Source organism: Idiomarina sp. UBA3176 (assembly GCF_002364295.1).
GTDB classification, from domain to species: Bacteria; Pseudomonadota; Gammaproteobacteria; order Enterobacterales; family Alteromonadaceae; genus Idiomarina; species Idiomarina loihiensis.
This window is the reverse complement of record NZ_DEXU01000026.1, coordinates 59,201-81,644: the sequence shown is the minus strand read 5'-3', so window position 1 is coordinate 81,644 and position 22,444 is coordinate 59,201. Positions and strand designations below refer to the sequence as shown.

General features: G+C 45.1%; 20 protein-coding genes. 12 read left to right on the top strand and 8 right to left on the bottom strand.

Features of this window, described 5'->3' with window-relative positions; translation table 11 throughout:
* Positions 1–63: 63 nt before the first annotated feature.
* The gene (locus B2U97_RS13065; RefSeq protein WP_011235578.1) at positions 64–540 is read right to left on the bottom strand and encodes a Dps family protein; all 477 of its coding nucleotides are present in this window, start codon (positions 538–540) and stop codon (positions 64–66) included.
* Between the two features lie 145 nt (positions 541–685).
* Positions 686–1,609: a rhodanese-related sulfurtransferase gene (locus tag B2U97_RS13060; RefSeq protein WP_034822663.1), complete on the bottom strand. Its 924-nt coding sequence runs from the start codon at positions 1,607–1,609 to the stop codon at positions 686–688.
* A 136-nt stretch (positions 1,610–1,745) separates the two neighbouring features.
* Here B2U97_RS13060 and B2U97_RS13055 point away from each other — a divergent pair, with 136 nt between their 5' ends.
* The gene (locus B2U97_RS13055) at positions 1,746–2,504 is read left to right on the top strand and encodes a sulfite exporter TauE/SafE family protein (protein ID WP_034822662.1); all 759 of its coding nucleotides are present in this window, start codon (positions 1,746–1,748) and stop codon (positions 2,502–2,504) included.
* On the opposite strand, the gene B2U97_RS13050 is transcribed toward B2U97_RS13055, so the two are convergent.
* Both B2U97_RS13050 and B2U97_RS13045 read right to left on the bottom strand, forming a co-directional pair.
* Positions 2,421–3,467: a CNNM domain-containing protein gene (locus tag B2U97_RS13050; protein ID WP_272990888.1), complete on the bottom strand. Its 1,047-nt coding sequence runs from the start codon at positions 3,465–3,467 to the stop codon at positions 2,421–2,423. The genes B2U97_RS13055 and B2U97_RS13050 overlap by 84 nt on opposite strands.
* 15 nt (positions 3,468–3,482) lie before the next feature.
* The gene (locus B2U97_RS13045) at positions 3,483–3,929 is read right to left on the bottom strand and encodes a YqaA family protein (protein WP_227016394.1); all 447 of its coding nucleotides are present in this window, start codon (positions 3,927–3,929) and stop codon (positions 3,483–3,485) included.
* Positions 3,930–4,201: 272 nt separating this feature from the next.
* Here B2U97_RS13045 and hemH point away from each other — a divergent pair, with 272 nt between their 5' ends.
* Genes hemH through B2U97_RS13025 form a run of 4 tightly spaced genes read left to right on the top strand, consistent with a single transcriptional unit; the run spans position 4,202 to position 8,666 of the window.
* Positions 4,202–5,296 carry a ferrochelatase gene (gene hemH, locus B2U97_RS13040; protein ID WP_011235573.1) on the top strand — a complete coding sequence of 365 codons (1,095 nt, stop codon included), beginning with the start codon at positions 4,202–4,204 and terminating at the stop codon, positions 5,294–5,296.
* An 11-nt stretch (positions 5,297–5,307) separates the two neighbouring features.
* Positions 5,308–5,811 carry a retropepsin-like aspartic protease family protein gene (locus B2U97_RS13035; RefSeq protein WP_011235572.1) on the top strand — a complete coding sequence of 168 codons (504 nt, stop codon included), beginning with the start codon at positions 5,308–5,310 and terminating at the stop codon, positions 5,809–5,811.
* 23 nt (positions 5,812–5,834) lie between these two features.
* Complete coding sequence (locus B2U97_RS13030) at positions 5,835–6,338, top strand: hypothetical protein (RefSeq protein ID WP_034822659.1); 504 nt, start codon at positions 5,835–5,837, stop codon at positions 6,336–6,338.
* A gap of 27 nt (positions 6,339–6,365) precedes the next feature.
* The gene (locus B2U97_RS13025; RefSeq protein WP_034822658.1) at positions 6,366–8,666 is read left to right on the top strand and encodes a putative bifunctional diguanylate cyclase/phosphodiesterase; all 2,301 of its coding nucleotides are present in this window, start codon (positions 6,366–6,368) and stop codon (positions 8,664–8,666) included.
* On the opposite strand, the gene B2U97_RS13020 is transcribed toward B2U97_RS13025, so the two are convergent.
* Complete coding sequence (locus B2U97_RS13020) at positions 8,663–10,303, bottom strand: methyl-accepting chemotaxis protein (RefSeq protein WP_034822656.1); 1,641 nt, start codon at positions 10,301–10,303, stop codon at positions 8,663–8,665. The genes B2U97_RS13025 and B2U97_RS13020 overlap by 4 nt on opposite strands.
* A 128-nt stretch (positions 10,304–10,431) precedes the next feature.
* Complete coding sequence (locus B2U97_RS13015) at positions 10,432–11,061, bottom strand: peroxiredoxin (RefSeq protein WP_110013418.1); 630 nt, start codon at positions 11,059–11,061, stop codon at positions 10,432–10,434.
* A 127-nt stretch (positions 11,062–11,188) separates the two neighbouring features.
* Between B2U97_RS13015 and B2U97_RS13010 the strand changes: the two genes are divergently transcribed.
* The 4 genes from B2U97_RS13010 (at position 11,189) to B2U97_RS12995 (ending at position 16,064) form a co-directional block, all read left to right on the top strand.
* Positions 11,189–11,632, top strand: a complete 444-nt coding sequence (locus tag B2U97_RS13010; RefSeq protein WP_286830566.1) for a YaiI/YqxD family protein — start codon at positions 11,189–11,191, stop codon at positions 11,630–11,632.
* Between the two features lie 2 nt (positions 11,633–11,634).
* Complete coding sequence (locus tag B2U97_RS13005) at positions 11,635–12,831, top strand: GGDEF domain-containing protein (RefSeq protein WP_272990900.1); 1,197 nt, start codon at positions 11,635–11,637, stop codon at positions 12,829–12,831.
* Between the two features lie 62 nt (positions 12,832–12,893).
* Positions 12,894–14,246, top strand: coding sequence for an NADP-specific glutamate dehydrogenase (gene gdhA, locus B2U97_RS13000; RefSeq protein ID WP_272990902.1), 1,353 nt, complete (start codon positions 12,894–12,896; stop codon positions 14,244–14,246).
* 129 nt (positions 14,247–14,375) lie between these two features.
* A complete protein-coding gene (locus tag B2U97_RS12995) occupies positions 14,376–16,064 on the top strand; it encodes a M1 family metallopeptidase (RefSeq protein ID WP_286830563.1) in 1,689 nt (562 codons plus the stop codon).
* A 22-nt stretch (positions 16,065–16,086) separates the two neighbouring features.
* On the opposite strand, the gene B2U97_RS12990 is transcribed toward B2U97_RS12995, so the two are convergent.
* A complete protein-coding gene (locus tag B2U97_RS12990) occupies positions 16,087–18,963 on the bottom strand; it encodes an insulinase family protein (protein ID WP_286823608.1) in 2,877 nt (958 codons plus the stop codon).
* A 138-nt stretch (positions 18,964–19,101) separates the two neighbouring features.
* Between B2U97_RS12990 and B2U97_RS12985 the strand changes: the two genes are divergently transcribed.
* Positions 19,102–19,776 carry a hypothetical protein gene (locus B2U97_RS12985; RefSeq protein ID WP_272990909.1) on the top strand — a complete coding sequence of 225 codons (675 nt, stop codon included), beginning with the start codon at positions 19,102–19,104 and terminating at the stop codon, positions 19,774–19,776.
* A gap of 87 nt (positions 19,777–19,863) precedes the next feature.
* A complete protein-coding gene (locus B2U97_RS12980; RefSeq protein ID WP_011235558.1) occupies positions 19,864–20,202 on the top strand; it encodes a YnfA family protein in 339 nt (112 codons plus the stop codon).
* On the opposite strand, the gene B2U97_RS12975 is transcribed toward B2U97_RS12980, so the two are convergent.
* Positions 20,199–21,113: a pirin family protein gene (locus B2U97_RS12975; protein ID WP_034822642.1), complete on the bottom strand. Its 915-nt coding sequence runs from the start codon at positions 21,111–21,113 to the stop codon at positions 20,199–20,201. The two genes, B2U97_RS12980 and B2U97_RS12975, sit on opposite strands and share 4 nt — an antisense overlap.
* Before the next feature lie 166 nt (positions 21,114–21,279).
* On the opposite strand from B2U97_RS12975, the gene B2U97_RS12970 reads away from it, so the two are divergent.
* A complete protein-coding gene (locus B2U97_RS12970) occupies positions 21,280–22,416 on the top strand; it encodes a hypothetical protein (RefSeq protein ID WP_286823610.1) in 1,137 nt (378 codons plus the stop codon).
* Positions 22,417–22,444: the final 28 nt, after the last annotated feature.

Sequence of the window (22,444 nt, the reverse complement as noted above, 5' to 3'; positions counted from 1 at the left end):
TTTTCTTAACTGATCGGCATTACCCGAATACCGGGGCGTTTTTATTGTTACTTCTCGGAGCGATTAATTGCCCATGTAAGACGTCAGCATCCAGGCTGTTTTTTCCTGCTCTTTGATGTAGTCACTCATCAACGCGTTGGTTCCTTCATCGCCTGCTTCATCAGAAATTTCAAGAATTTCACGCTGCAAACGAATGGTGGTCTGATAGCTATCCAGAATATTGGCTACACAGGCACGACCGTCGTGTACATCTTTAACTTCTTCAATTTCGCTGTTCTTGATGTAAGTTGAGTAAGCATGCTGAGGGCGCTGACCCAAAGTTAAAATACGCTCAGCAATTTCATCAATTTTAAGCAGTAAATCGTCGTAGGTCTCTTCGAATTTAGCGTGCAGTTCAAAAAAACGCTCGCCCTTAATGTTCCAGTGAAAACCGCGAACATTCATATAAAAAACTTGGTAATTTGAAAGTAGCTCATTGAGCTTGTCACCAAGTTGTTCTGCTTTTTTCTGGTCTAAACCAATAACGCTTAACTGTTTCATAAACCCTCCTTTATCATCGTTATGCCTTAACCATAGTTGAATCATAGGGTTAAAGAAAGCGATGAAAATCGATAACGCTGACAGTTAAACTCGATAACTGTCAGCTTATGCTTACATAGGGAGTATGGGGGCGCTGTGAGTTAAATCAACTCAGGCTTTCAAGTTTACCGTCGCGGATATGTTTTTCACCGCGGGCTTTAGCTAATTGAATTTGACGCTCACGTTCGGCAAATCGCTCTTTTTGCTCGGTTGAGGTCTTGTCATAGCAATGCGGGCAGCTGACACCTTTCTGGTAATGTTCTGACTGCATTTCTTCAGCAGTAATGGGCATGCGGCAGGCATAACACTGGTCGTATTCACCCTGCTCCAGACCGTGCTTAACGGTAACGCGTTGGTCAAAAACGAAGCACTCACCATTCCAGCGACTGTTGTCTTCCGGCATCATTTCCAGATATTTAAGAATTCCGCCTTTTAGATGGTAAACCTCATCAAAGCCCTGCTCTTTTAAATAAGCGGTCGACTTTTCGCAGCGGATACCACCGGTGCAGAACATAGCAACTTTCTTATGTTTTTCCGGATCCAGATGCTGCTTCACGTACTCCGGAAACTCGCGGAAAGTATCGGTCTTAGGGTTAATGGCGCCTTCAAAGGTTCCTACGGCGTATTCATATTCGTTGCGGGTATCAATAACCAGCACTTCCGGGTCGGCAATCAGGTCGTTCCATTTTTCCGGATCGACATAAGTACCGGCCGAGCTTTTAGGGTCAACCCAGTCAACGCCCAGGGTGACAATTTCTTTTTTCAGTTTTACCTTGGTGCGGTAAAAAGCTTGCTCGTCACTGGGGGATTCTTTGTGTTCAATGTCAGCAAAACGCTCATCGGAACGTAAGTAATTCAAAACGTTGTCAATGGCTTCGCGGGTACCGCAAATGGTGCCATTAATGCCTTCACGGGCTAACAGCAGAGTGCCTTTTACATCGTTTGCGATAAGCGTTTGATACAGAGGTTCGCGGAGCTCTTTATAGTCATTTAGCTCAACAAATTTATACAATGCCGCACAAATATACATATCATGTTACCTTCTTCAGCGGTCCGGAACGTAAATCCGGAGCCATTAATTAAATTGCGGATCAGTAAATCGCGCGGATTATACCGTTTTGATCCCGATCAGCGCAAATCAGGGACTCAGGGAGCAGTAAGAAAGCATGATTAACGAAGCCTTGTTTTATGGCCTGGTACTCTTATCAGCCGCAACCTCGTTATTAACAGCCGTGGCCGGTGCTGGCGGAGGCGCGGTATTGATTGGTGTAATGGCTCTGGTATTACCCGGTAGCGCGGTTATTCCGGTACATGGACTAGTGCAAATGGGGTCTAATATTGGACGAACCGGGTTGTCCTGGAAATACATTCATTGGCCTACCGTTGCCTGGTTTGTGCCCTTTGGTTTGTTAGGCACTTTTATCGGCAGTTTATTATTGGTTCAGCTTCCGACACATTTTCTGCAAATTACCATCGCACTATTTTTAATCTGGCTAACCTGGGGACCTAAGTTGCCACAGAGTTTCCGTGGGCGTGCTGGTCTAGTCGGTGGTGGCTTGGTTACCGGCTTTATTTCTCTTTTTGTTGGTGCGTCAGGGCCACTGGTTGCCGCTTTTGTAAAAGCCCGGTTTAGTCAGCGAATGCAAACCGTCGCGACGTTCTCCGCAGTAATGACCATGCAACACGCGCCTAAAGCGCTGGTGTTTGGCATGGCCGGGTTTGTATTTCAGGACTGGCTACCGCTGGTATTAGCAATGATAGCGGCCGGTTTTGCCGGTACCTGGATTGGTCTGCACTGGCTGAAAAAAATTACTGACCAGCGCTTTGACCAACTATTTCGCTTAATCATTACCTTGCTGGCTTTGCGTCTGCTTTGGGTCGCGCTTGAGCCGTTTGTCCCAGCGTTGACGGGCATAACGGCGTAAACTGGCAATGTTATCGGTTTCATCCATGATGGGGGTACCCAGTATGGTTTCGATAATATCTTCCAGCGTAATGAGTCCCAGCCAGCTGCCGTGTTCGTCATACACTAAAGCCATATGCTGACGTTCTTTAATCAGATGGCTCATCAGAGCTTCGACACTGACGGTTTCTGTGACTATCTCAACCGGTCTTACAATGTCTTTCAGCGAGTCTGATTCGTCAGCATCAAGGATATCACTACGAAAAACAATACCTTGTGGCTCCTCGTCGGTATCAATGACCGGGTATCGGGAAAAAGGCAGCTTTCTAATTCTTTCGCCGACTTCCGGCATGCTTAAATCTGGTCGAATGGATTCACATACTGTTCTTGGAGTCATGACCTGACGTACCCGAATTTCATGTAAGTCGAGAATGTTCAGAATGACCCGACGTTCGTCGTCATCTAACGCTTTTTCTTCGTGTCCAATAGTCGCCATGGCCTTAATTTCGGAGCGAACGTCAATGTCCGCTTCTCCGCTGCCAATGCGTTTTGTGATTTGATCTGAAAGCCAGATAAACGGCTTAAGTGATAAAATTAAAAAATTCAGTACTGGAGGGAGAATTGGAGCTATCCCACGCCAGAATTTAGCGCCTATGGTTTTCGGAATTATTTCCGATAGTACCAGAATAAGCAGCGTCATAATTGCTGAAGCTACTCCCAGATAACCGTCACCAAAGACGACCCCAACTTGTGCTCCAACCCCTGCGGCACCTGCTGTATGAGCTATGGTATTAAGCGTCAGAATAGCTGCCAGCGGTTTATCAATAGAATCTTTTAGCTTGCGCAACTGTTGATGGGTTTTAGGCCGGGACTCTTTTAGCTGTGCTATATAGCTTGGCGTAACCGACAAAATAGCGGCTTCTAAAACTGAACAAATAAATGAAACGCCAATGGCGATAAAAGCAAAAACAATGAGTAGGAACATTGGTACCTTAAATACTTACAAAAACTGCATTAGTAATAACATAGTTCCCGCGACGATGAGAATGGACCAACCGACGAGACCTGCGTATTTACCCCATAAGCGTTCAGTATAAGGCCCTAACCATAAAACGATAAGTGCTAATACATAATAACGTAAAGCTCTTGCGGCACCAGCCGCTAGCATAAATAGCCAAAGCGGATAATCACCAGCACCTGCGGCCAGCATGGCTACCTGGAAAGGAACGGGAGTAACGCCCACCAGAAAAATAGCAATAAAACCGTCTTCACTCAGAGTGTCCTGGAATTCTTTATAGTAGTCCTGAATGGACAGGTAGTTGATGAACCATTCTCCAGCGGTATCAAATAAGGCAAAGCCAATGTAGTAACCGACAATAGCCCCGGCCAAAAAACCCGCTAAAGCGACAGTCGAAACCAGCCATATGCGTTTGCGTTCTAGTACCATGTAAGGTACTAGGACCAACTCTAAGGCTATGGGAAGTATCGTTGCCTCCAGGGCAGACAGAAAAAATAGAAGTATCAACGCATGGGGGGAACTGGCCAGTTTCTGATACCATTGTTGCGTCTTCGAGTTTTCTGTCATTGGCGCGTCAACATATTATTTTCGATAGCATTCATCGGCCCAGTGTAGCGTGATTTTTTTGCAAATAGGGATCGAAGCCGTTAAAACTTACGTAAAATTTGCACTTACATCGTGTTGTTAAAAGGTAACTCAAAATGAAATATCAAGGAAGCCCGGGCTTTTCTCATGGGCAGGCGGACAAAATTGGTGTCTTGGTTACTAATCTGGGAACTCCAGAGGCTCCAACAAAAAAAGCGCTCAAGCCCTATCTAAAAGAGTTTTTATCCGACCCTAGAGTGGTGGAAGTTCCGCGCTTACTTTGGTTTTTGATTTTAAACGGCGTTATTTTGCGTTTTCGGCCTAAACGTTCAGCTGAAGCTTATAAAACTGTCTGGACTGATCGTGGCTCTCCCTTGTTATTTCACACGCAAGACCAGGCTTCGGCCATTGAGGCAAAACTGAAGCAAACCTGGGGTGACAACATTGTTGTGGATTTTGCCATGCGTTACGGGAACCCGGCTCTTAGCGAGGTGGTTGAGAAGATGATGCAAAAAGGCGTTCGCAAACTGCTGGTGTTGCCTTTGTATCCGCAGTACTCGGCATCGACCACGGCCTCAACCTTTGATGCGCTGGCCAAAGACTTTACCAAACGCCGCTGGTTACCTGAACTTCGTTTTATTACTCACTATCACGATTTTTCACCTTTTATCGAGGCCGCTGCTCAGCGCATTGAAAAACACTGGGACGCTCATGGACGGGCTGATAAGTTGCTGTTTTCCTACCATGGGATTCCACTGCGCTACCTGAAAAATGGTGACCCTTACCATTGCGAATGCTACAAAACATCGCGCTTACTGGCAGAACGATTAGGGCTTGGAAAAGACGAGTATCTGACGACTTTTCAGTCACGTTTTGGCCGCGAAGAATGGTTGCAGCCCTACACCGATATGACGATGAAAGCGCTTCCCGGTAAAGGAGTAAAGTCGGTTCAGGTCTTTTGTCCGGGATTTTCTTCTGACTGTTTGGAAACCGTAGAAGAAATTGGGGAAGAAAACCGTGAATACTTTATGGAAAGTGGCGGTGAGCGGTACGAGTACATTTCAGCTCTGAATGCCGAAAGCGGGCATATTGATGCGTTAAGTCAGCTTATTGAAAATAATTTGCAAGGCTGGTCAGTTGAAGACGTAACCGAACAGCGACAGCAAAGAGCTGACCAGGTAAAAAAGCAAAGTTTGCCCTATGATGATTAAAGGAGATTAACTTGGCGCGTACGACTTCTTTCGGCAAACCTTTTATGTTTATTGCCTGGGGGCTAGCCCTTGTCATGTTGGTCTGGTTTTTTGAAGACCAGTTGCAGCAACAGTTTAACCCGAACTCTCAGGTGCAAAGCCATGTTGATAACGGACAAGTCACCGTTTTGCTGGAGCAAAACCGGATGGGTCACTATGTGGCTCAGGGTAAAGTGAATGGTCAATCTGTGACATTCTTACTCGATACTGGGGCAACATTGGTTGCTGTTCCTGAAAACCTGGCCGCAGAACTGGGTTTACGAAAAGGCCGGCAAGGTATGTCTCAAACCGCGAACGGACGTGTTATAACTTATAGAACAGAAATTGACAGATTAGAACTGGGTGAAATTCAGCTAACGAATGTCGCGGCGTCTATCACTCCCGGAATGGATGGGGATGTCATACTTTTGGGCATGAGTGCTTTGAAGGAATTTGAGTTAACGCAAAAAGGCGATACTCTTACGTTACGTTATTAAATAAAACAAAACAGGAATGATGTATGTACAAAACATTACTAGGGGCAAGCTTATTGTTGGTGGCGGGCAGTGTTAATGCACAACAAGAGGCATTGCAGCAATGTGCAGGGATTGAAGACTCGCTGGAGCGACTGGTATGTTATGACAATATTGCTAAGCAGTCTCAGGGACAGGTGAAGCAAGCAGAAGGAAAAGCCAGAGGAAAAGTGCAGGCAGAAAAACAAAAATCAAAGGCTGAGCGCCGTGGTAACTCTTCTTTCGAGCGAACCTTTGGTATGGAGCATAAAGACAAAGAGGAAGGCCAGCTCGACCGAATTGAGGTTGAAGTCGCAGCGAAAGAGCAGGGACCTTATGACAAGTGGCGTATCGAACTGAGTAATGGCCAAATTTGGAAACAGACCGACAGCGGTGGTTATTTTCCCTGGGACGAAGACGATACCTATTATATTGAACGCGGCGCATTAAATTCATTTTTCTTTGGCCGTGAAGGTTCGAATCGCCGTATGCGAGTGCAGCGGGTTAAATAAAATAGGCGGTAAATATGCAGCGAGCCAATGCAGGATAGCCTCCCCGAATACAGCCTGTTGGCGACAGGCATAGCTATTGTTCTGATTGCTACGACAATTTTTGTCGTAGTGATCCGCAAAAGAGCGGAAAAGAAATACCAAGGCACAAATTACTTAATTCAGTCACATTATGAAGCGTTTAACTCGTTAGCCCGGCACCGGGATATTGAAAGCCGCCTGTTGGGCATCTGTCGGCTTATTGAGTCTCAAATTGATGGTGCCATGTGCTCCATTATGGCGGTTGATAAAAAAACACAAACCTTATCAACTGTCGCTTCTGTTTCCCTGCCTAAGTCCTATAACCGCGCCTTGGATGGCTTAGCCGTAGCAGACGGTGTTGGCGCTTGTGGTACAGCGGCAGCACTCGGTGAGCCCGTGCTGGTTGCTGATATGAGAAAGGACCAGCGCTTCAATGAGTTCCGGTCCCTCCTCGAGCAGCAAGGTTTAGTGGCGTGCTGGTCCCACCCTATTTTTGCAACCTCTGACAGTGACGTTATTGGAACTTTCGCAATTTACTTTTCAGAGCCGAGAGTGCCTTTAGGACCTGAACTTGAAATTATTGTCCGTAATCGTGATCTGGTGGCTCTCATCATTGAACAGGAGGAGCAAAGAAGGAAACAAGCTCGTCTTGAGCAAAGTCAAAGTTCACTCTTTACTCACAACCCCGATGCCGTGTTTATGCTCGACTTAGAAGGCAACTTTACGAGTGTTAATCGTTCAGTTTGTGAGCTTTTATTGCTTAAAGAAGAGGATTTACTGGGTAAACACTATGAGCTGGCAGTGCCTGAAAGTGACCAGAAACGAACCTCAGAGCATTTTGAAGCGGCTAAAGCCGGTATTCCACAGTCCTACGAGATAAAGGTAAAAGACCAGACCGGTCAGCTTCATGACTTAGCGATAACCAATATTCCTATTATTATCGATGGCGAAATTACCGGTGTTCACGGCATAGCTAAAGATATTACCGAACGAATTCAGCGAGAAGAAGCGTTAGAATTTTTCACTTCTCACGACAGCTTAACGCACCTGGTAAACCGCAGTGCAATGGAGCAGCGACTACAACAGCTGCAGGAAAACAAGAGTGACGCGGCAATATTCGTCCTCTTTATCGATTTAGATGGCTTTAAACCTATAAATGACAGCTTGGGACACTACCTTGGAGACGAGGTCTTAATTGAAACGGCGCAACGCTTGCAGCAGGTTGTTTCGGAACCTAACTTACTTTGCCGTTTTGGTGGCGATGAGTTTGTCGCCGTTATTCAGGATATGAGTGCTGTTGAGCAAGTTAATGCGTTATGCGCGGAAGTTTTAGCGGTATTCGAACAGCCTTTTCGGATTGGCGAAGTCGAGGTTTCTTTGTCGGCAGCAATTGGTGTTTCAGCAAATGATATTGAATTTAAACACCCGATGGAGCTTACTCAACGTGCCGATGTTGCTATGTATGAAGCGAAAAAACGCGGTGGTAACTCTGTTTACTGGTATTCCGCAAACCTTGATGAAGGCTTAGGTTACAAAGTGGCATTGCGGACTAAAATTCAGGAAGCGCTTGCGCAAGAACAGTTTGAGCTATTTTATCAACCCATTATGACCGACAAAGGTAAAGTTGCCGGAGCCGAAGCGCTCATTCGCTGGCAACATCCAACCAAAGGTTATGTTTCTCCCGCAGACTTTATTCCTGTTGCTGAGCGCACAGGGCAAATCATTCCAATTAGTGAATGGGTGCTAAAGCAGGCTTGTCGCGATCTGCAGCAGCTTAAGCGATATGGTATAAAATCTGTTTCGGTGAACTTTTCGCCTATCCAGTTTTATCGTGAAGATTTTGTCAGTAAAACGAAAGCGATACTCGAACAGTTTGATATTAAACCCGGCGAGATCACCGTCGAAATTACAGAGAATGTATTAGTTAATGATACTCAGCGTATTGCTGAGTTATTGCAGCAATTGCGAGATCTGGGTTTGGATGTGGCCATTGACGATTTTGGTAGTGGCTTTGCCAGCTTACGTTATTTAAATATGTTGCCGGTAAATAAGCTCAAAATTGATCGCAGCTTTATCGAAAATATTCATGAGAACTCGCATAACGCTGCTATTACCTGCGGTATTCTGAGCATGGTTGCAGGCATAGGTATCGAAACCGTTGCTGAAGGTGTAGAAAAAGAAGAAGAATGTGCTTATTTAGTGGAGCATGGTTGCCACTTTATGCAAGGGTTCTTATTCAGTAAGCCGAAGCCGCTGGGAGAACTGCTCAAATGGGCAGAACGCCAGCAATCTTTCGAAAACGAACGTTAGCGGATTCGGAACTGACGGAGCTCCTGTTGCAGGTTGGCAGATAGCTCCGCCAAATTTTCACTGGACTCTTTTACCTGCGCCGAACTTTGCGCGGACTGATCTGAAATACTACTAATAGTATTAATGTTCTGATTAATTTCCTCTGTAACTGAGCTTTGCTCATCAGCCGCGCTGGCAATATGACTGTTCATATCATTAATTTCTGCTACCGCCGAGGTTATTGCCTGGAGTGACTCATCAGCATTTCTTGCTCTTTCCACTGTGTGATCCGCCTCTTCCTTACCGGTGTTCATTGAGCGGACAGCTTCATGAGTTGCTGTTTGTAAACGCTCAATCATTTCCTGAATCTCCTGGGTTGATTTTTGTGTGCGGCTGGCTAAGGTTCTGACCTCGTCAGCAACAACAGAGAAGCCCCTTCCATGTTCCCCTGCACGCGCAGATTCAATAGCCGCGTTTAACGCAAGCAAGTTTGTTTGTTCAGCTATGCTACCAATAACGTCCAGTACCTTACCTATGTTGTCGCTATCTTCCGCTACCTTAGAAATAGTTTGAGATGTTTGATTCACGTGGTTAGCTAAACTCTGAATCGCATCAACTGTCGACTTAACGACATCGCGACCTTGCTTGGTATGATCGTCAGCTGTTTTCGCAGAAGTCGCTGCGTCATTAGCACTTTTGGCTATTTCGTCCACTGTGGTCGACATTTCATGGATAGCCGTTGCCACCTGCTCAACCGCTTCGTGTTGCTTCCTGATGCTTTCGTTAGACTCTTCTGAAATGCTGGAAAGCTCTTCTGACGATGTTGCCAGTTGTTCGGTCATTTCATTAATTTTGGTAATAATGCGCTGAAGCTTTTCGACAAAAGCATTAAATGCATCGGCTACTCGACCCAGTTCATCTGTTCTGTCCAGATTAACGCGTGCGGTTAAATCTCCTTCGCCTTTGGCCATATCTTCAAAACGCTCAAGCATTAAGTTCAATGGCCTGGTAATTAATGGTGGAAAGAATAATGCCAGCAATACGCAGATAGCTAAACCTATGGTCAGGACAACCATCTCTGTCCAGTTACTTTGACTGATGACTTCGTCAATAATGTCAGACTGACTGAGTGCTGCTTCTTCTTTGCGTTGCTCTAGCTGGTCAAGAACGTCCCGCATGGTCTCGAACTGAGGGCCGCTTTGCTGCTCACTTAAACTAATGGCTTCTTCAACCCTGTTTTGACCATGAAGCTCTATTACTCGCTTAGTGGTTGCGACCCAGGTCTCATTTTTTCGCTTGTAATCAGCAACCATTTGACGTTCTTCGGCACTTGAAGTGATAGCTAAAAATCGGTCCACCCGTTGAGAAGCTTGCTGTAGGTTCTCATTGACTGTGTCGACAAGTGCTTGTTTTTTTGACGAACCTGGTGGAACTGAAAGTAAGGTTCTTTCTGCTACCAGAGCCTGATGTAGGTCGCGATCCGCTTGCAATAAGTAATTAAGGCCGGGTAAGTGTTCACTGGCTATTTCATCAACGCTGTTAGCAACGGATTTAAAATTCACGGTACTGACGGTAGCAATACCAATAAGCACTAAAGCCAACAGTGCAATAGGAAGTATTAACTTGTACCGAAATGTAAGGTTGTTAAACCAGCTCATAATTTAACCTCTAAAGTAGCTCGCGACCGATGTCGTGTGACTTATTATCGGAAGCTAAAGAGGGTTACTTTAGGGGGGGATGAAAAAATGCTGAGTGTCATATAACACCCAGCATAATTGATTTTTAACTATTTAATATCAGTCAGTCGCAAATACGGACGTAAGGTTTTCCAGCCCTGCGGAAATTTCTCTTTTGCGTCTTCGTCGCTGACCGTTGGACGAATAATGACAGAATCTCCGGGCATCCAATCTGCCGGGCATGCCACTTCGTCACGGTCAGTCGTTTGCAGAGCATCAATAACCCGTAAAATCTCGTTGAAGTTGCGGCCGACAGTCATTGGGTACGTCATGATCAAACGAACTTTTTGGTTCGGATCGATAATGAAAACCGAACGCACTGTTGCTGTGGCGCTCTCGTTTGGATGGATCATGTCGTAAAGCTGCGCGACTTCTAAGTCTTTGTCGGCAACGATAGGAAACTCAAGTACGGTATTTTGAGTGTCGTTAACATCATTGATCCAGCCTTTGTGAGCTTCCACGGTATCGGTAGACAGCCCCAGAGGTTTCACGTTGCGCTTTTCAAACTCTGGTGCCAGTTGGGCTGTGCGACCCATTTCCGTTGTGCAAACCGGTGTATAGTCTGCCGGGTGGCTGAAGAAAAATACCCACGAGCCTTTCGCCCAGTCGTGGAATTCTATCGAACCCTGTGTGGTATCAATGGTAAAATTCGGTGCAGTATCGCCAATACGTAATGTCATAGAGTGCCTCCTGAAGCAATTATTGATAAGCTTTGCTGGTAACCATTAAATGATAGCGTACTGAACACATTACAAGGCATTGGGCTTATAACCTTTTACTCTAATATAGATGCGTGGACTATTAGCAATGACTTTATTTATTGATGCCGATGCCTGCCCTGTGGCAATACGGGAAATTCTCTTTCGCGCGGCACAACGAAAACAACTGCACCTCTACTTAGTGGCTAATCAACGCATTCAAACACCTAAATCTAAATTTATTCATATGGTGCAGGTAGGTAGTGGTTTCGATGTGGCAGACCATGAAATAGTCCGGCGCTGTGAAGCGGGCGACTTAATCATAACCAGTGACATTCCGCTGGCGTCAGAAGTGATAGACAAAGGCGCTAAAGCATTAAGCCCCCGGGGGCAGCTCTTCACTCCCGATAATATTCGACAGCGGCTGAACATAAGAGATTTTATGGACACCATGCGTAGTAGCGGTATTCAGTCTGGTGGTCCGCCGCCGTTGTCGAATGTGGATCGAAAAAACTTTGCGGATCATTTAGACCGTTTATTAGCAGGGAGTTGAACTTGACCTTTTTTGCGGCGTTACCGGCAATTATCTGGGCTCTTATGGTTTGTTTTTTTCCTGAGTGGCTGACGTCTGTCTCGTTTTCAGTTCCCGGAACTATCTCAGCAGCATTAGGGCTGGTGTTCTTGGTTGCCGCTTTCTTTCGGCAATGGCAATGGTTTTATTGGTGCGCCTGGGTTGGTGGTATCTACGCTACGATTCAGCTCGGTTTGCAGCAACCGCTGGCGCAGAAAGAGGTTTCCCAACTGTACGAGGCACTTCCTGTGTGGTTATCGGTTAGTGCCTTGCTTCTGACCTTCCTGAAAAAGCCAGTGCTACTAACCGGAAAAGGCATACTGATATTTGTTGCTTTGGCAATACTGCCTTTATCGTTATTGCTGACTCCAGTTGCACAAACCCTTGCGTTATTGAGTCCCGCAGAGGTTCTGACTTTACCTGACTGGCAACAAAGTTCGTTTGCTATTGGGCTGCTAATTTGGACGGTTGCCATGGGCGGCGTCTGGGCAACTTATTTGCTTTATAAAAGCGCTTCCGCTTTTGCCTGGAGTAATTGGGCGGCCTGGTTTTCGCTTATGGTCTTTTTGTTGGCCGTGCAGTATCAACAAGCCTCCACCTGGGCCGCTTTGGCAGCCAGTGCTTGCTTATTGCTGGCGCTGGCCGACCAAATGTTGAAGCTGGCTTACATTGATGAACTAACCGGGCTGCCGCAACGGCGTGCGTTGATGAGTCAGTTGCAACACTTACGCAAACGCAGTGCCGTTTGCATGCTCGACGTTGATCATTTTAAAAAGTTTAATGACCGCTATGGACACGAGGTTGGTGATCAGGTGTTGCGGCTGTTAGGCAGTATCTTAAAAGAACACGGCGGGTTTAAGGCATACCGCTATGGCGGAGAGGAATTTACCTTAGTATTTTTCCACAACGATGAAGAAAAGTTAAAAAGTACGCTGGAAAGCGTTCGTAGCCAGGTAGCTAATTACCCGCTTAAATTGCGAGAGCCCTCGCGGCCGGAGAGTAAGATAAAAGGCAAAGAAGCGCGAGGTAAAAAGGAGCAGAGTAAAACGGTAAAAGTTACTATCAGTTTAGGTGCGACGTTAAAGGAACCTGATGATACCGCGGACAGTATTTTGAAACGTGCTGATGAAAACCTTTATTCTGCGAAAAAAGCTGGGCGTAATAAAGTGGTGCTGAAATAGAAGCGATCTAAAACCAACGATATACGTTAATAGTTATATTGTTTTAAATCGCGGACATGTCAATGAGCTACATAAAAGAAACCATCGAAAAGTTAAAGCAAACCAGTCCGGCTCAAGTTGAGTTCTATCAAGCGGTAGAGGATGTACTTGAGTCGATAGAACCCTTGCTGGAAGAACGTCCTAAGTATCGGGAACACTCTATTATTGAGCGTCTGGTTGAGCCTGAGCGGCAAATTATGTTTCGTGTCCCCTGGATGGACGATGATGGTAAAATTCAGGTGAATAAAGGCTACAGAATAGAGTTTAACTCGGCGCTGGGGCCTTATAAAGGCGGGTTGCGTTTTCACCCAAGTGTTAATGCCGGTATTGTTAAGTTTCTTGGCTTTGAGCAAATATTTAAGAATGCGCTGACCGGTTTACCCATTGGCGGCGGCAAAGGTGGCGCCAACTTCGATCCTAAAGGCAAGTCGGACGCGGAAATTATGCGTTTTTGCCAGTCGTTTATGAGTGAACTTTATCGTCATATAGGGCCCCATACGGATGTTCCGGCGGGAGACATCGGTGTGGGATCAAGGGAAATTGGCTACCTGTTTGGTCAATATAAGCGTCTGGCCAACCGTTTTGACGGTGTTTTAACCGGAAAAAGCGAATTATGGGGCGGCTCGCAAGTTAGAAAAGAAGCGACAGGATATGGGGTTGTCTATTTCGCGCAATGCATGATGGATGACCAGGATGACTCTCTGGACGGGAAACGTTGTTTGGTTTCAGGTTCTGGTAATGTCGCTATTCATGCTATGGAGAAGCTGTATGAATTGGGAGCTAAACCGATAAGTTGCAGTGACTCCAGCGGAACCATTTACCATGACAGTGGTATTGATCTGGACTTGGTTAAGCGCATAAAAGAAGAGCAGGGAGGACGACTTAAAGAGTACCTTGAAACTCATGAGGATGCGGAATACACGTCTAAGGACGATTACCCCGAAGAAGGTCACTGCGTTTGGCGCTACGAAGCCGATATAGCTTTCCCCTGTGCGACTCAAAATGAATTGACCGAAAAAGATGCCCAGGCACTTCTGGAAAATGGGTGCAAGTACATAGTGGAAGGAGCCAATATGCCTACCACCCAGGCTGCAGTCGATCTGTTCATTGAAAGTGGTGTTGGCTACGGTCCGGGCAAAGCATCAAACGCTGGCGGTGTCGCCACTAGCCAGTTAGAGATGGCTCAGAATGCCAGTATGTTGCGCTGGGACTTTGAAGAAGTGGACGAAAAACTCAAAGACATTATGAGTAATATATACCAGGATGCAAAACGCACTGCCGAAGATTTCGGACACCCGTCAAACTTAGTTCTTGGCGCAAATATTGCCGGGTTCCGTAAGGTTGCCGATGCCATGCTGGAACAAGGTGTGGTTTGATTTAATTAAGCTCGTTTTTTCCTTTAAATTCAGACAAACGTTTGAAACAAACCATTGGTCGCAAAAGTGCTTTAGTGTTTTTAATAATAAAGGCATGCTCAGTTAATAAACAACTGGGGAGATAAAAATATGAAAAAAGCACTTTTGGCGACGGCCTTTGTCCCATTAATTATCGGCGGGTGTGCCGGCATTCAGCCAAAGGAAACTCTGACTGAAACCTTGGAAACTGGTGGCGCACTAAAACCAGAGCATCAGCACATTAATCTTGAAAAAGCGCATTTATTTTTCGATATAAACCCGGAAAAACGTGAAGTTAAAGGCAAAACTGAACTGGTGCTCTCTGTTACTGAGAAACAGTCAGACTTCCTTATCGATTTTGACAATAACTACCAAATCTCAGCACTCTCTATTAATAGTCTTAAAACAAATGACTACACTCACGAACTCGGTGAAATTCGTTTTAGCCTTGAACAACCAATAGCTGCTGGAGATAAGTTAACAGTCACGATTGAATATAAAGGACAACCTCATGTCGCAATAAACCCTCCCTGGGATGGCGGCTACGTGTGGGATGAGACTGAAAATGGTAAGCCCTGGATAGCCACAGCCGTACAGGGAGAGGGTTGTGATTTGATCTGGCCCTGTATTGACCACCCGACGTTTGAAGCTAAACAAACCGATATTGTTATCCGGGTGCCGAAAGGTCTGGTTGCAGCCAGTAACGGAAAGTTAATTGAAAGCAGTGAGGGCGAGGACTGGTCGCAGTACCACTGGCGTAGTGAGCAGCCACAGAATAACTATGGTATTGCATTAAATGTGGGTCCTTATGAGGTTCTTAAGGATACATACCAAAGCCGTTATGGACATGAGTACCCGTTGGTTTTTTACTATTTAGAAGGTAAAAAAGCTGAAGCGGAAAAGTTATTCAATGAGTTCTCTGAGCAGTTAGACTTTTACGAAGATGTCATTGGCCCCTACCCATTCTACGCTGAAAAAATGGGCGTTGTGGAAACGCCGCATTTGGGGATGGAGCATCAAACCATTAATGCGTATGGGCAAGAATACAAAGCTGGAAAATACAATTTCGACTGGTTACTTCATCATGAGCTGGCTCATGAGTGGTTTGGGAATCAAGTCACTAATACTGACTGGGACCACATGTGGCTACATGAAGGTTTTGGCGCTTATATGCAGCCATTATATGGGCAATATTTGCATGGAGACTTTGCCTATCACAGCATGATGTATGACTCACGTATAGGTATACGAAACGAGCATCCGGTTGTATCGAATAAACCAATGTCAGAAGATGACGTTTATAAAGCTGACAGAGGGCCGGGTAGCGATATCTATCAAAAAGGCGCATGGATACTGCATACTTTGAGAAACTTGATTGGCGACGATGATTTCTTTGCAGCAACGAGAAAACTGGTTTACCAAACTACTGACCCGAAACCTGGAAACTTTGAACCGCATTTTGCGGACTCACAAGACTTCATTGATGCTGTTAATGAGCAAACAGGCGAAGATTTTACATGGTTTTTTGAACACTACCTTTATACAGCGAAGTTACCAGAGCTGGTTGGTGAGCAAGAAGGGAGTAAGTTAAGCCTGCATTGGAAGACCTTCAGCGAAGCACCCTTTGAATTACCAGTAGAAGTGAAAGTTGGTGACACCATATCGACAGTTGTTGTTGGGAAGGAGCCTGTTCAAGTTGAGTTACCGACAGACAATGCACATTATGTACTAGATCCGTTGCATAAGATTCTGAAGCAGGAAGATTATTTAGATACTTACGCGAAAGAGCAACCTCAATAATGAGGTTGCTCAATACTAGGTGTTACTGCTGCTTTTCCATCTCCTGGTGAAACTCTGCCAAATCGGAAATAACTTTCTGGTTTGGCAATTCCGCGTAGGGTTGTTCAGCAAACTTGGTACCACGCAGTTGCACCGAAATACGCGCCGCATCGGGGTTTAACATGGTTTGCTGGTAAAACGTTTTGGCGTCCTCAAGGTTTACGTTTTCAACGGCATCAATTAATTGCTCTTTGCTGTCGAATTCGAAGCGCTGCAAGCTCAAATCAGCCAGAAATGGAGACACTTCTTCCATTAAGTTTTTAGGCTTTTCGTTCAATGTAATCAAGGTACTCTGTTTGATTTGATTGAACTCTTCTGGCGTCATTTCCTGTAAGTCTTCCCAGTATTCTTCCTTGAAGCTATCAAAGCGTTCCTGCATATCGGCAACGCTTTTAACCGGCGTCTGAATATACAGCCCAAAACCTGCGTAATTATCCAGGCTCGGTGCGAAAGAGCCCACAGCATAGGCCAGTTGCTCTTCTGTACGCAGGGTATCAAAGGCTACGGTACGGAAGTGACTTTGCAGAACCGTTCCTGCCGCTAACGCGGCAAAACCCGGTTGAGGGTGAATGTGCGCATCGACCACCGCTACGTCAGCAACGTCCAGGTCACGACGTAATACAATGGATTTTCCTGTTTCAGGCTTCCAGAATTGAGCCATTTTAAAGTCAGTAACCTTACGGTCTTCGGGTAAGCTGGCCTGAATGTTTTTAACAGACTCCTCCAGGTCACCTCGGTCATAATTACCAAAGGCAAATACGCGTATCGCATTATTGCCCAGTAAGGTATTCATAAAGTCAGACAAATCTGCCGAAGTTAATCCTTTTGCTGTTTCAATTAAGTCCGTTTGATTAAAACCACCTTCACGAATCAACTGTCCGTAGGCGTCAAAACTTTGATAAATAGGAAATTGCTGACCTTTGTTCTGCAGTTCTCTGATATAGCGATCAACGGCCTGTTTAAAGGCCTGCTCTTCTACGTTGAAGCTCAAATTATCGATAGCTCGTTCAAGCAACTGAGGCTGCTTATCGGTAAAGCCGGACACCGTTAGTGACAGGCCGGTGCCATCGTTAAGGTTCAGGTTCATACCCGCAATATTTGCTTCGGTATCCAGTGCGCTAACATTCATATTGTATAAATCGCGCCATAAAGCGGTTAAAACGTCGGCTTTTATACTTTTAATAGGTGCGTCGTTGTTTATTTGAATATAAAAAACGCCGCGCGGCTGGTCGCTGTATAATTGGCTTGGATACTGCCAGACCTGAATGCCTTCTTCTTCGATAATCACTTTGGGTTTATCGAATGCGTCGTTCTGCTTAATGGCAAAACTCTCTGGCAACAGGGTATTCACTTTAGGCAAATTAATTGCCATTTTAGGTTCGTTATCCCAGCTCGCGATTTCTTCTTGCGGTATGTCAACAACCTTGTATTTGCCTTCATAGAAATCGAGCTCGCTGTCGTGCGGTTCGTCCTGACTAATATACCAAACGCGCAGTCTTTCGGGTGTTAGTTGTGACAGTACCGAGCGGATGGCTTCAGGATCAAATTCACGGTATTCATAGGGGGCGCTGATAGCATACTCGGCAGGGAAGTTCTGCATTGTTTCAGCCAGAGAAGAAACGTAGCTGAACTCATCACTTTTTTCTAAGAAGCGAAAACGATTGCTCAGGCTAGTTTTTATTTCTTTAAAGTAACTTTCATCAACGCCCTCAGTGCGTACTTTATCGATGTACTGCATAATAAGCGCGACAATCTCTTCACGCTGTTGCATGCCGGCATTAGTGAGCTCAACATCAATGGCCAGAACACCGTAGTTCCCGTAAAAAGTGGGTTGTGCCGATGCATTTAAGCTAGCAATAAGGCCTGCATCTTTGAGTTGTTGTGCTGGCGTTCCAGGCATTTCTGAGCCGAGCAAGTAACTGACATAGCGGTTGGGCTTAACGGCAAACTGTTCCTGGTTGTCATTGATAATGAATTCCAGCTTTAGCTGCTTAACGTCTTCATTCGGTACATAGTGGATGCGCTTCTTGCCAACGTCATCGAAATTAATTTGAGCCGTGACTTCGGGTTCTTCAATACCGTCGTCTTCAATGCTGGCAAAGTGTTTACGAGCTAAGGTTTCCATCTCTTCTAACGAACGGTTGCTTATCATGGCAACTTTCATAATGTTGGCAGAATAGAAACGGTTGTAGAAATCGACGGTTTCTTTATGCAGCTCGCTGTTCTCTTTGTTACTCAGGCTGTCGAGGTTGCCAATAAGGAAACGGTTGGAAGGGTGCTCCCCCAATAATAAGCGGCCTAATTTAAACTGGCCGAAAAAGTCCATTTCACGGCGCATTGACCATTCGGCGTTCACTGCGTTGCGCTCTTTGTCTGCGTACTCAGGGTACAGTTTTGGTGCTTTGAAAAAATCAGAGAAGCGATCTAAAGCCTCATCATAGGCGTTGTTATTAATTTTAAACATGTAGTTGGTGACATCCAGCCAGGTAGAGGCATTTTGACTACCACCGTTATTACTCATAAATTCGCTGTATTCGTTGGTATCGGGATACTTTTCGGTTCCCAGAAACAACATGTGCTCAAGATAATGCGCCAGTCCTTGCTGAGCTTCGGGATCCTGCAATAAACCAACGCCAACACTTAAAGCGGCAGCCGACTTATCTGTATTCGGATCAGAAACCAACATAATTTCAATATTATTATCCAAAGTCACTACGCGATATTCGCGCTGGTCGTTCGGGCTTTTAATGACTTCGCCGGCTACTGCCGGTTGTACCGTGCTGCTCTCCGTTGCTGGCTGGCTACAACCTGCAGCTAGAAGAGCGAAGCTAATAGAGCTTGCGAGTAATAACTTCTTCATAAAAATATCCCTTAAAAAATGACCACAATATAATAACGACGACTACCCTGCTTGTTGAGGGTGATTTTTAATTATTTGTTGACTAATTTGTAACAGATTGTGAGAGTTAAAACATACTTTTGGTACAGGGATGTCAAAATGAAAGCAATTATTATAATAGCGGTGCTTTTTTTTTTAGTTAGCTGCAGTTCACCCACGGTATTTCTTACAACAGAACGGCTGCCACAGAAAGAGCGTCAGGAATTAATTTCTGCATTGTCTGAAAATGGGTTCAAAGTTAAAGCAACTTCAGGCGTGATGGTTCCGGAAGAATTCCCAGATGTGGTTGTAGCAACAAACCCCGCGAATGAAAACCCTGAGTTTTTCGCTAAACTTGAACAGGTTATTAGGCAACAAAACCTTGAGCCTGTAGCTTATCAAAAGTTTTATCAGCAGAAACATTATTATAAAGGGCGTAATGTTGGGTTATACGTGCGAGGTAATGCTCCTGAATTAAGGCTTCCACCGGTTCTTCGCGGTAACCACCAAACCTGTAATAACCAGCGTATGATTCTTGAATTTAAGAATAATAAACGGGTACATATTGACGTAGAAAAAGAAGAAATAACCTCGTACAAAGGAAGCTATCAGTCCATATTACCTGACACTATTCATGCTAACTTCGAGAGTCTGGAAGGCCCCGTAACACTGAGGCTTTCTAAAGTGTCTGTAGAAACCTATGCGGGAATGAAAACCGCAGACAAAATAGTCGTTACGAACAGCGACAATAAAGTATTACCAGAAAATTGCGAGTTCATGATCATTCACTATTAGATCCGATAACGAGCAGAGGTTATTTTTCTGCAGTACATTCAGTGTAGACTGCATAATGTCTTCTCCTGCTAAATAAAGGTGCTGAACATGTCTGTTTTGTTGATAGCCAAAACGCTAGGGCTTTTCTTTATTACTGCAATTGCCGAAATTATCGGATGCTATTTACCTTACCTGTGGTTGAAAAAAGATGGAAGTGCCTGGTTATTGATTCCTGCAGCTATCAGTTTGGCAGTATTTGCCTGGCTGCTTACATTGCATCCGGCTGAAAGTGGCAGGGTCTATGCGGCTTATGGGGGCGTTTACGTGGTAACTGCACTGCTGTGGTTAAAGGCTGTTGAAGGAGCTTCATTGTCGACTTACGATGCCGTAGGCGCTGCTTTCACTTTAACCGGAATGGCTATTATAGCGGTTGGCTGGAACCACTAAGGCAAAGGAATAAACTCATCTTCATCGCCAACAACTTTATCAAAGCGTTGATTCTGCCAATCTTTTCTTGCCTGCTCTATTAGTTCTTTATTAGAGGACACAAAATTCCAGTTAATAAACCGGTTGCCCAATGCATTACCGCCAATAATGACAATATGTGATGGTTTCTGAGCTGTAATAACGGGTTGCTCTTCAGTTTTTAATACAACCAATGTTCTTGCCGCTAGTTCTTTACCTTCTGAATTTAAGCGACCAGAAACGATATAAACAGCCAACTCTTCTGTTGTCGGTAACGTCAGTTCTTGGCCAGAGTCCAACTTGGCTTCTAGGTACAAAGTTTCAGACAAGGTAGGTACAGGTGACTTTACGCCATAAGCTTCACCTATCATGACGCGAACCGAAACCCCATTCACATTAGCCGACGGAATATCGGTTGACGGAATATGATAAAAGGCAGGCTCTGTCTGCTCGTACTGTTCGGGTATAGCTAACCAGAGTTGCAAGCCATGTAGCCTGTGAGCGCGGGCCGTAATTTCCGGGCGCTCTCTTTCTGAGTGCGTAACGCCTTTGCCTGCGACCATCAGGTTGATATCGCCGGGCATAATTATCTGATAACTGCCAATGGAGTCCCGGTGCAGCATTTCGCCATCGAATAAGTAAGTGACAGTGGATAACCCAATATGCGGGTGTGGTGCGACATTGACACCTTCTCCCTGTGGGAAGTCGGCTGGGCCCATTTCATCAAAGAAAATCCACGGTCCGACCATACGCTTTTGGCGAGTGGGTAATGCGCGGCGGACATAAAAGCCGCCTAAGTCGCTGTCGCGAGGTTCAATAATAACTTCTATTGCAGATGACGGTTGTTCGTGCGAGTCACAACCTTGTTCAGCATTGTTAAGAATATTGCTCATGGAATACTGGCTGCCTTCAAAGTTATCTAAGTTCGTTTGTTATCTTTTTTAAAGATTACCGCAAAGTGCTGGCGGCGCAAGTAAGAAACTCTCGAAATTTTGCTCAATATTTATTCGTTACTGCCGATGATTATAGTAGGTATCTCATACTAATAAGAGACTAAAGGTGAAAATATCAATAACAAATCACTATTCATCCTTAACCAAGCCGGTACCCGCTAAGCAGCCGATAACGGTGCTACAGAGCCATGTGTCGGAGCCTCTGGATACCCAGCCTGAAAATACCCAGGGGGTCTTCCTTAGTGAGCTAGATAAACTCTATTTTAATTTTAATAAATGGTTGGAAGAGCCAATACAATCAGAATTCTCGGCGGAGAAAATAGAAAAACTAAAAGATTTGTACTCAAAAATGTCTGAGGAAGATTTTATCCGGCTGGGTAGGTTAGGCATTACATCGAACGATGATTTCTTGTCTATGGTTGAAACCCTGGACAAAGAACAACTTTCGCAGTTAACCGATACATTTTATGGGTTGTCGGCTTCTGCAAACATGCTTTTTACCCATGTTAATGAATTTAATCCCTCCAGAACATACGAAGAAAAAGTAGAACAATTTATTGAAGTGCTATCAGACACTCAGCGAATTGCCCGGGATCAACTGATTGAAAAGGCGGCTGAATATGATGAAAAAATCAGTATTCACAAAGCTGAGCGTGAGAACAATGATACCTATGAATCTCTAGGAGGATATTTCGACGTTAAATCGAGCGCGAACGACCTGCAGAACTTTGTTTCGACCGTAATAGATACCAAATCGCCCGCTGATTTTGTTAACAAGCTCGATCAATACAGCCGGGAACAGCAAAGTAGCTTGTTAAATGTGCTTGGAATGAGCCGGATTGAAGGTGAGCAACTGCTTGACGGTCTTCTGGATAAAAGTGATGAGGCCAGAACGAGCATATTGTCTTTTATTGGTAAAGTAGCACTTAAAACAAACCCTTTCTTTGAAATGAGCGCTTTTGGTGATTCGGAACATGTGGTGAGTATCAGCAAAGGGTTTGGCGATAACCTATTCGAGACAACGAAAAAAATGCTTGAGAATATGGGGGAGTTGCTGACAACCTATAATTTCAGTGACGAACAGCTCGTAGAAATGGGTGACCAACTTAACGACCTAAATAGAAAGGAACAAATCGGCTACCTGGAAGACTTGGAAAATGTGGTGTCATCTTATATTCCGCCAGCTGAGTCTGACGAAAACGTTCGGGATCCTTGGGAATATGCCTCTGGCGCTAAAGCTTGACATGTTTATACTGTTGACAATAAGCCCC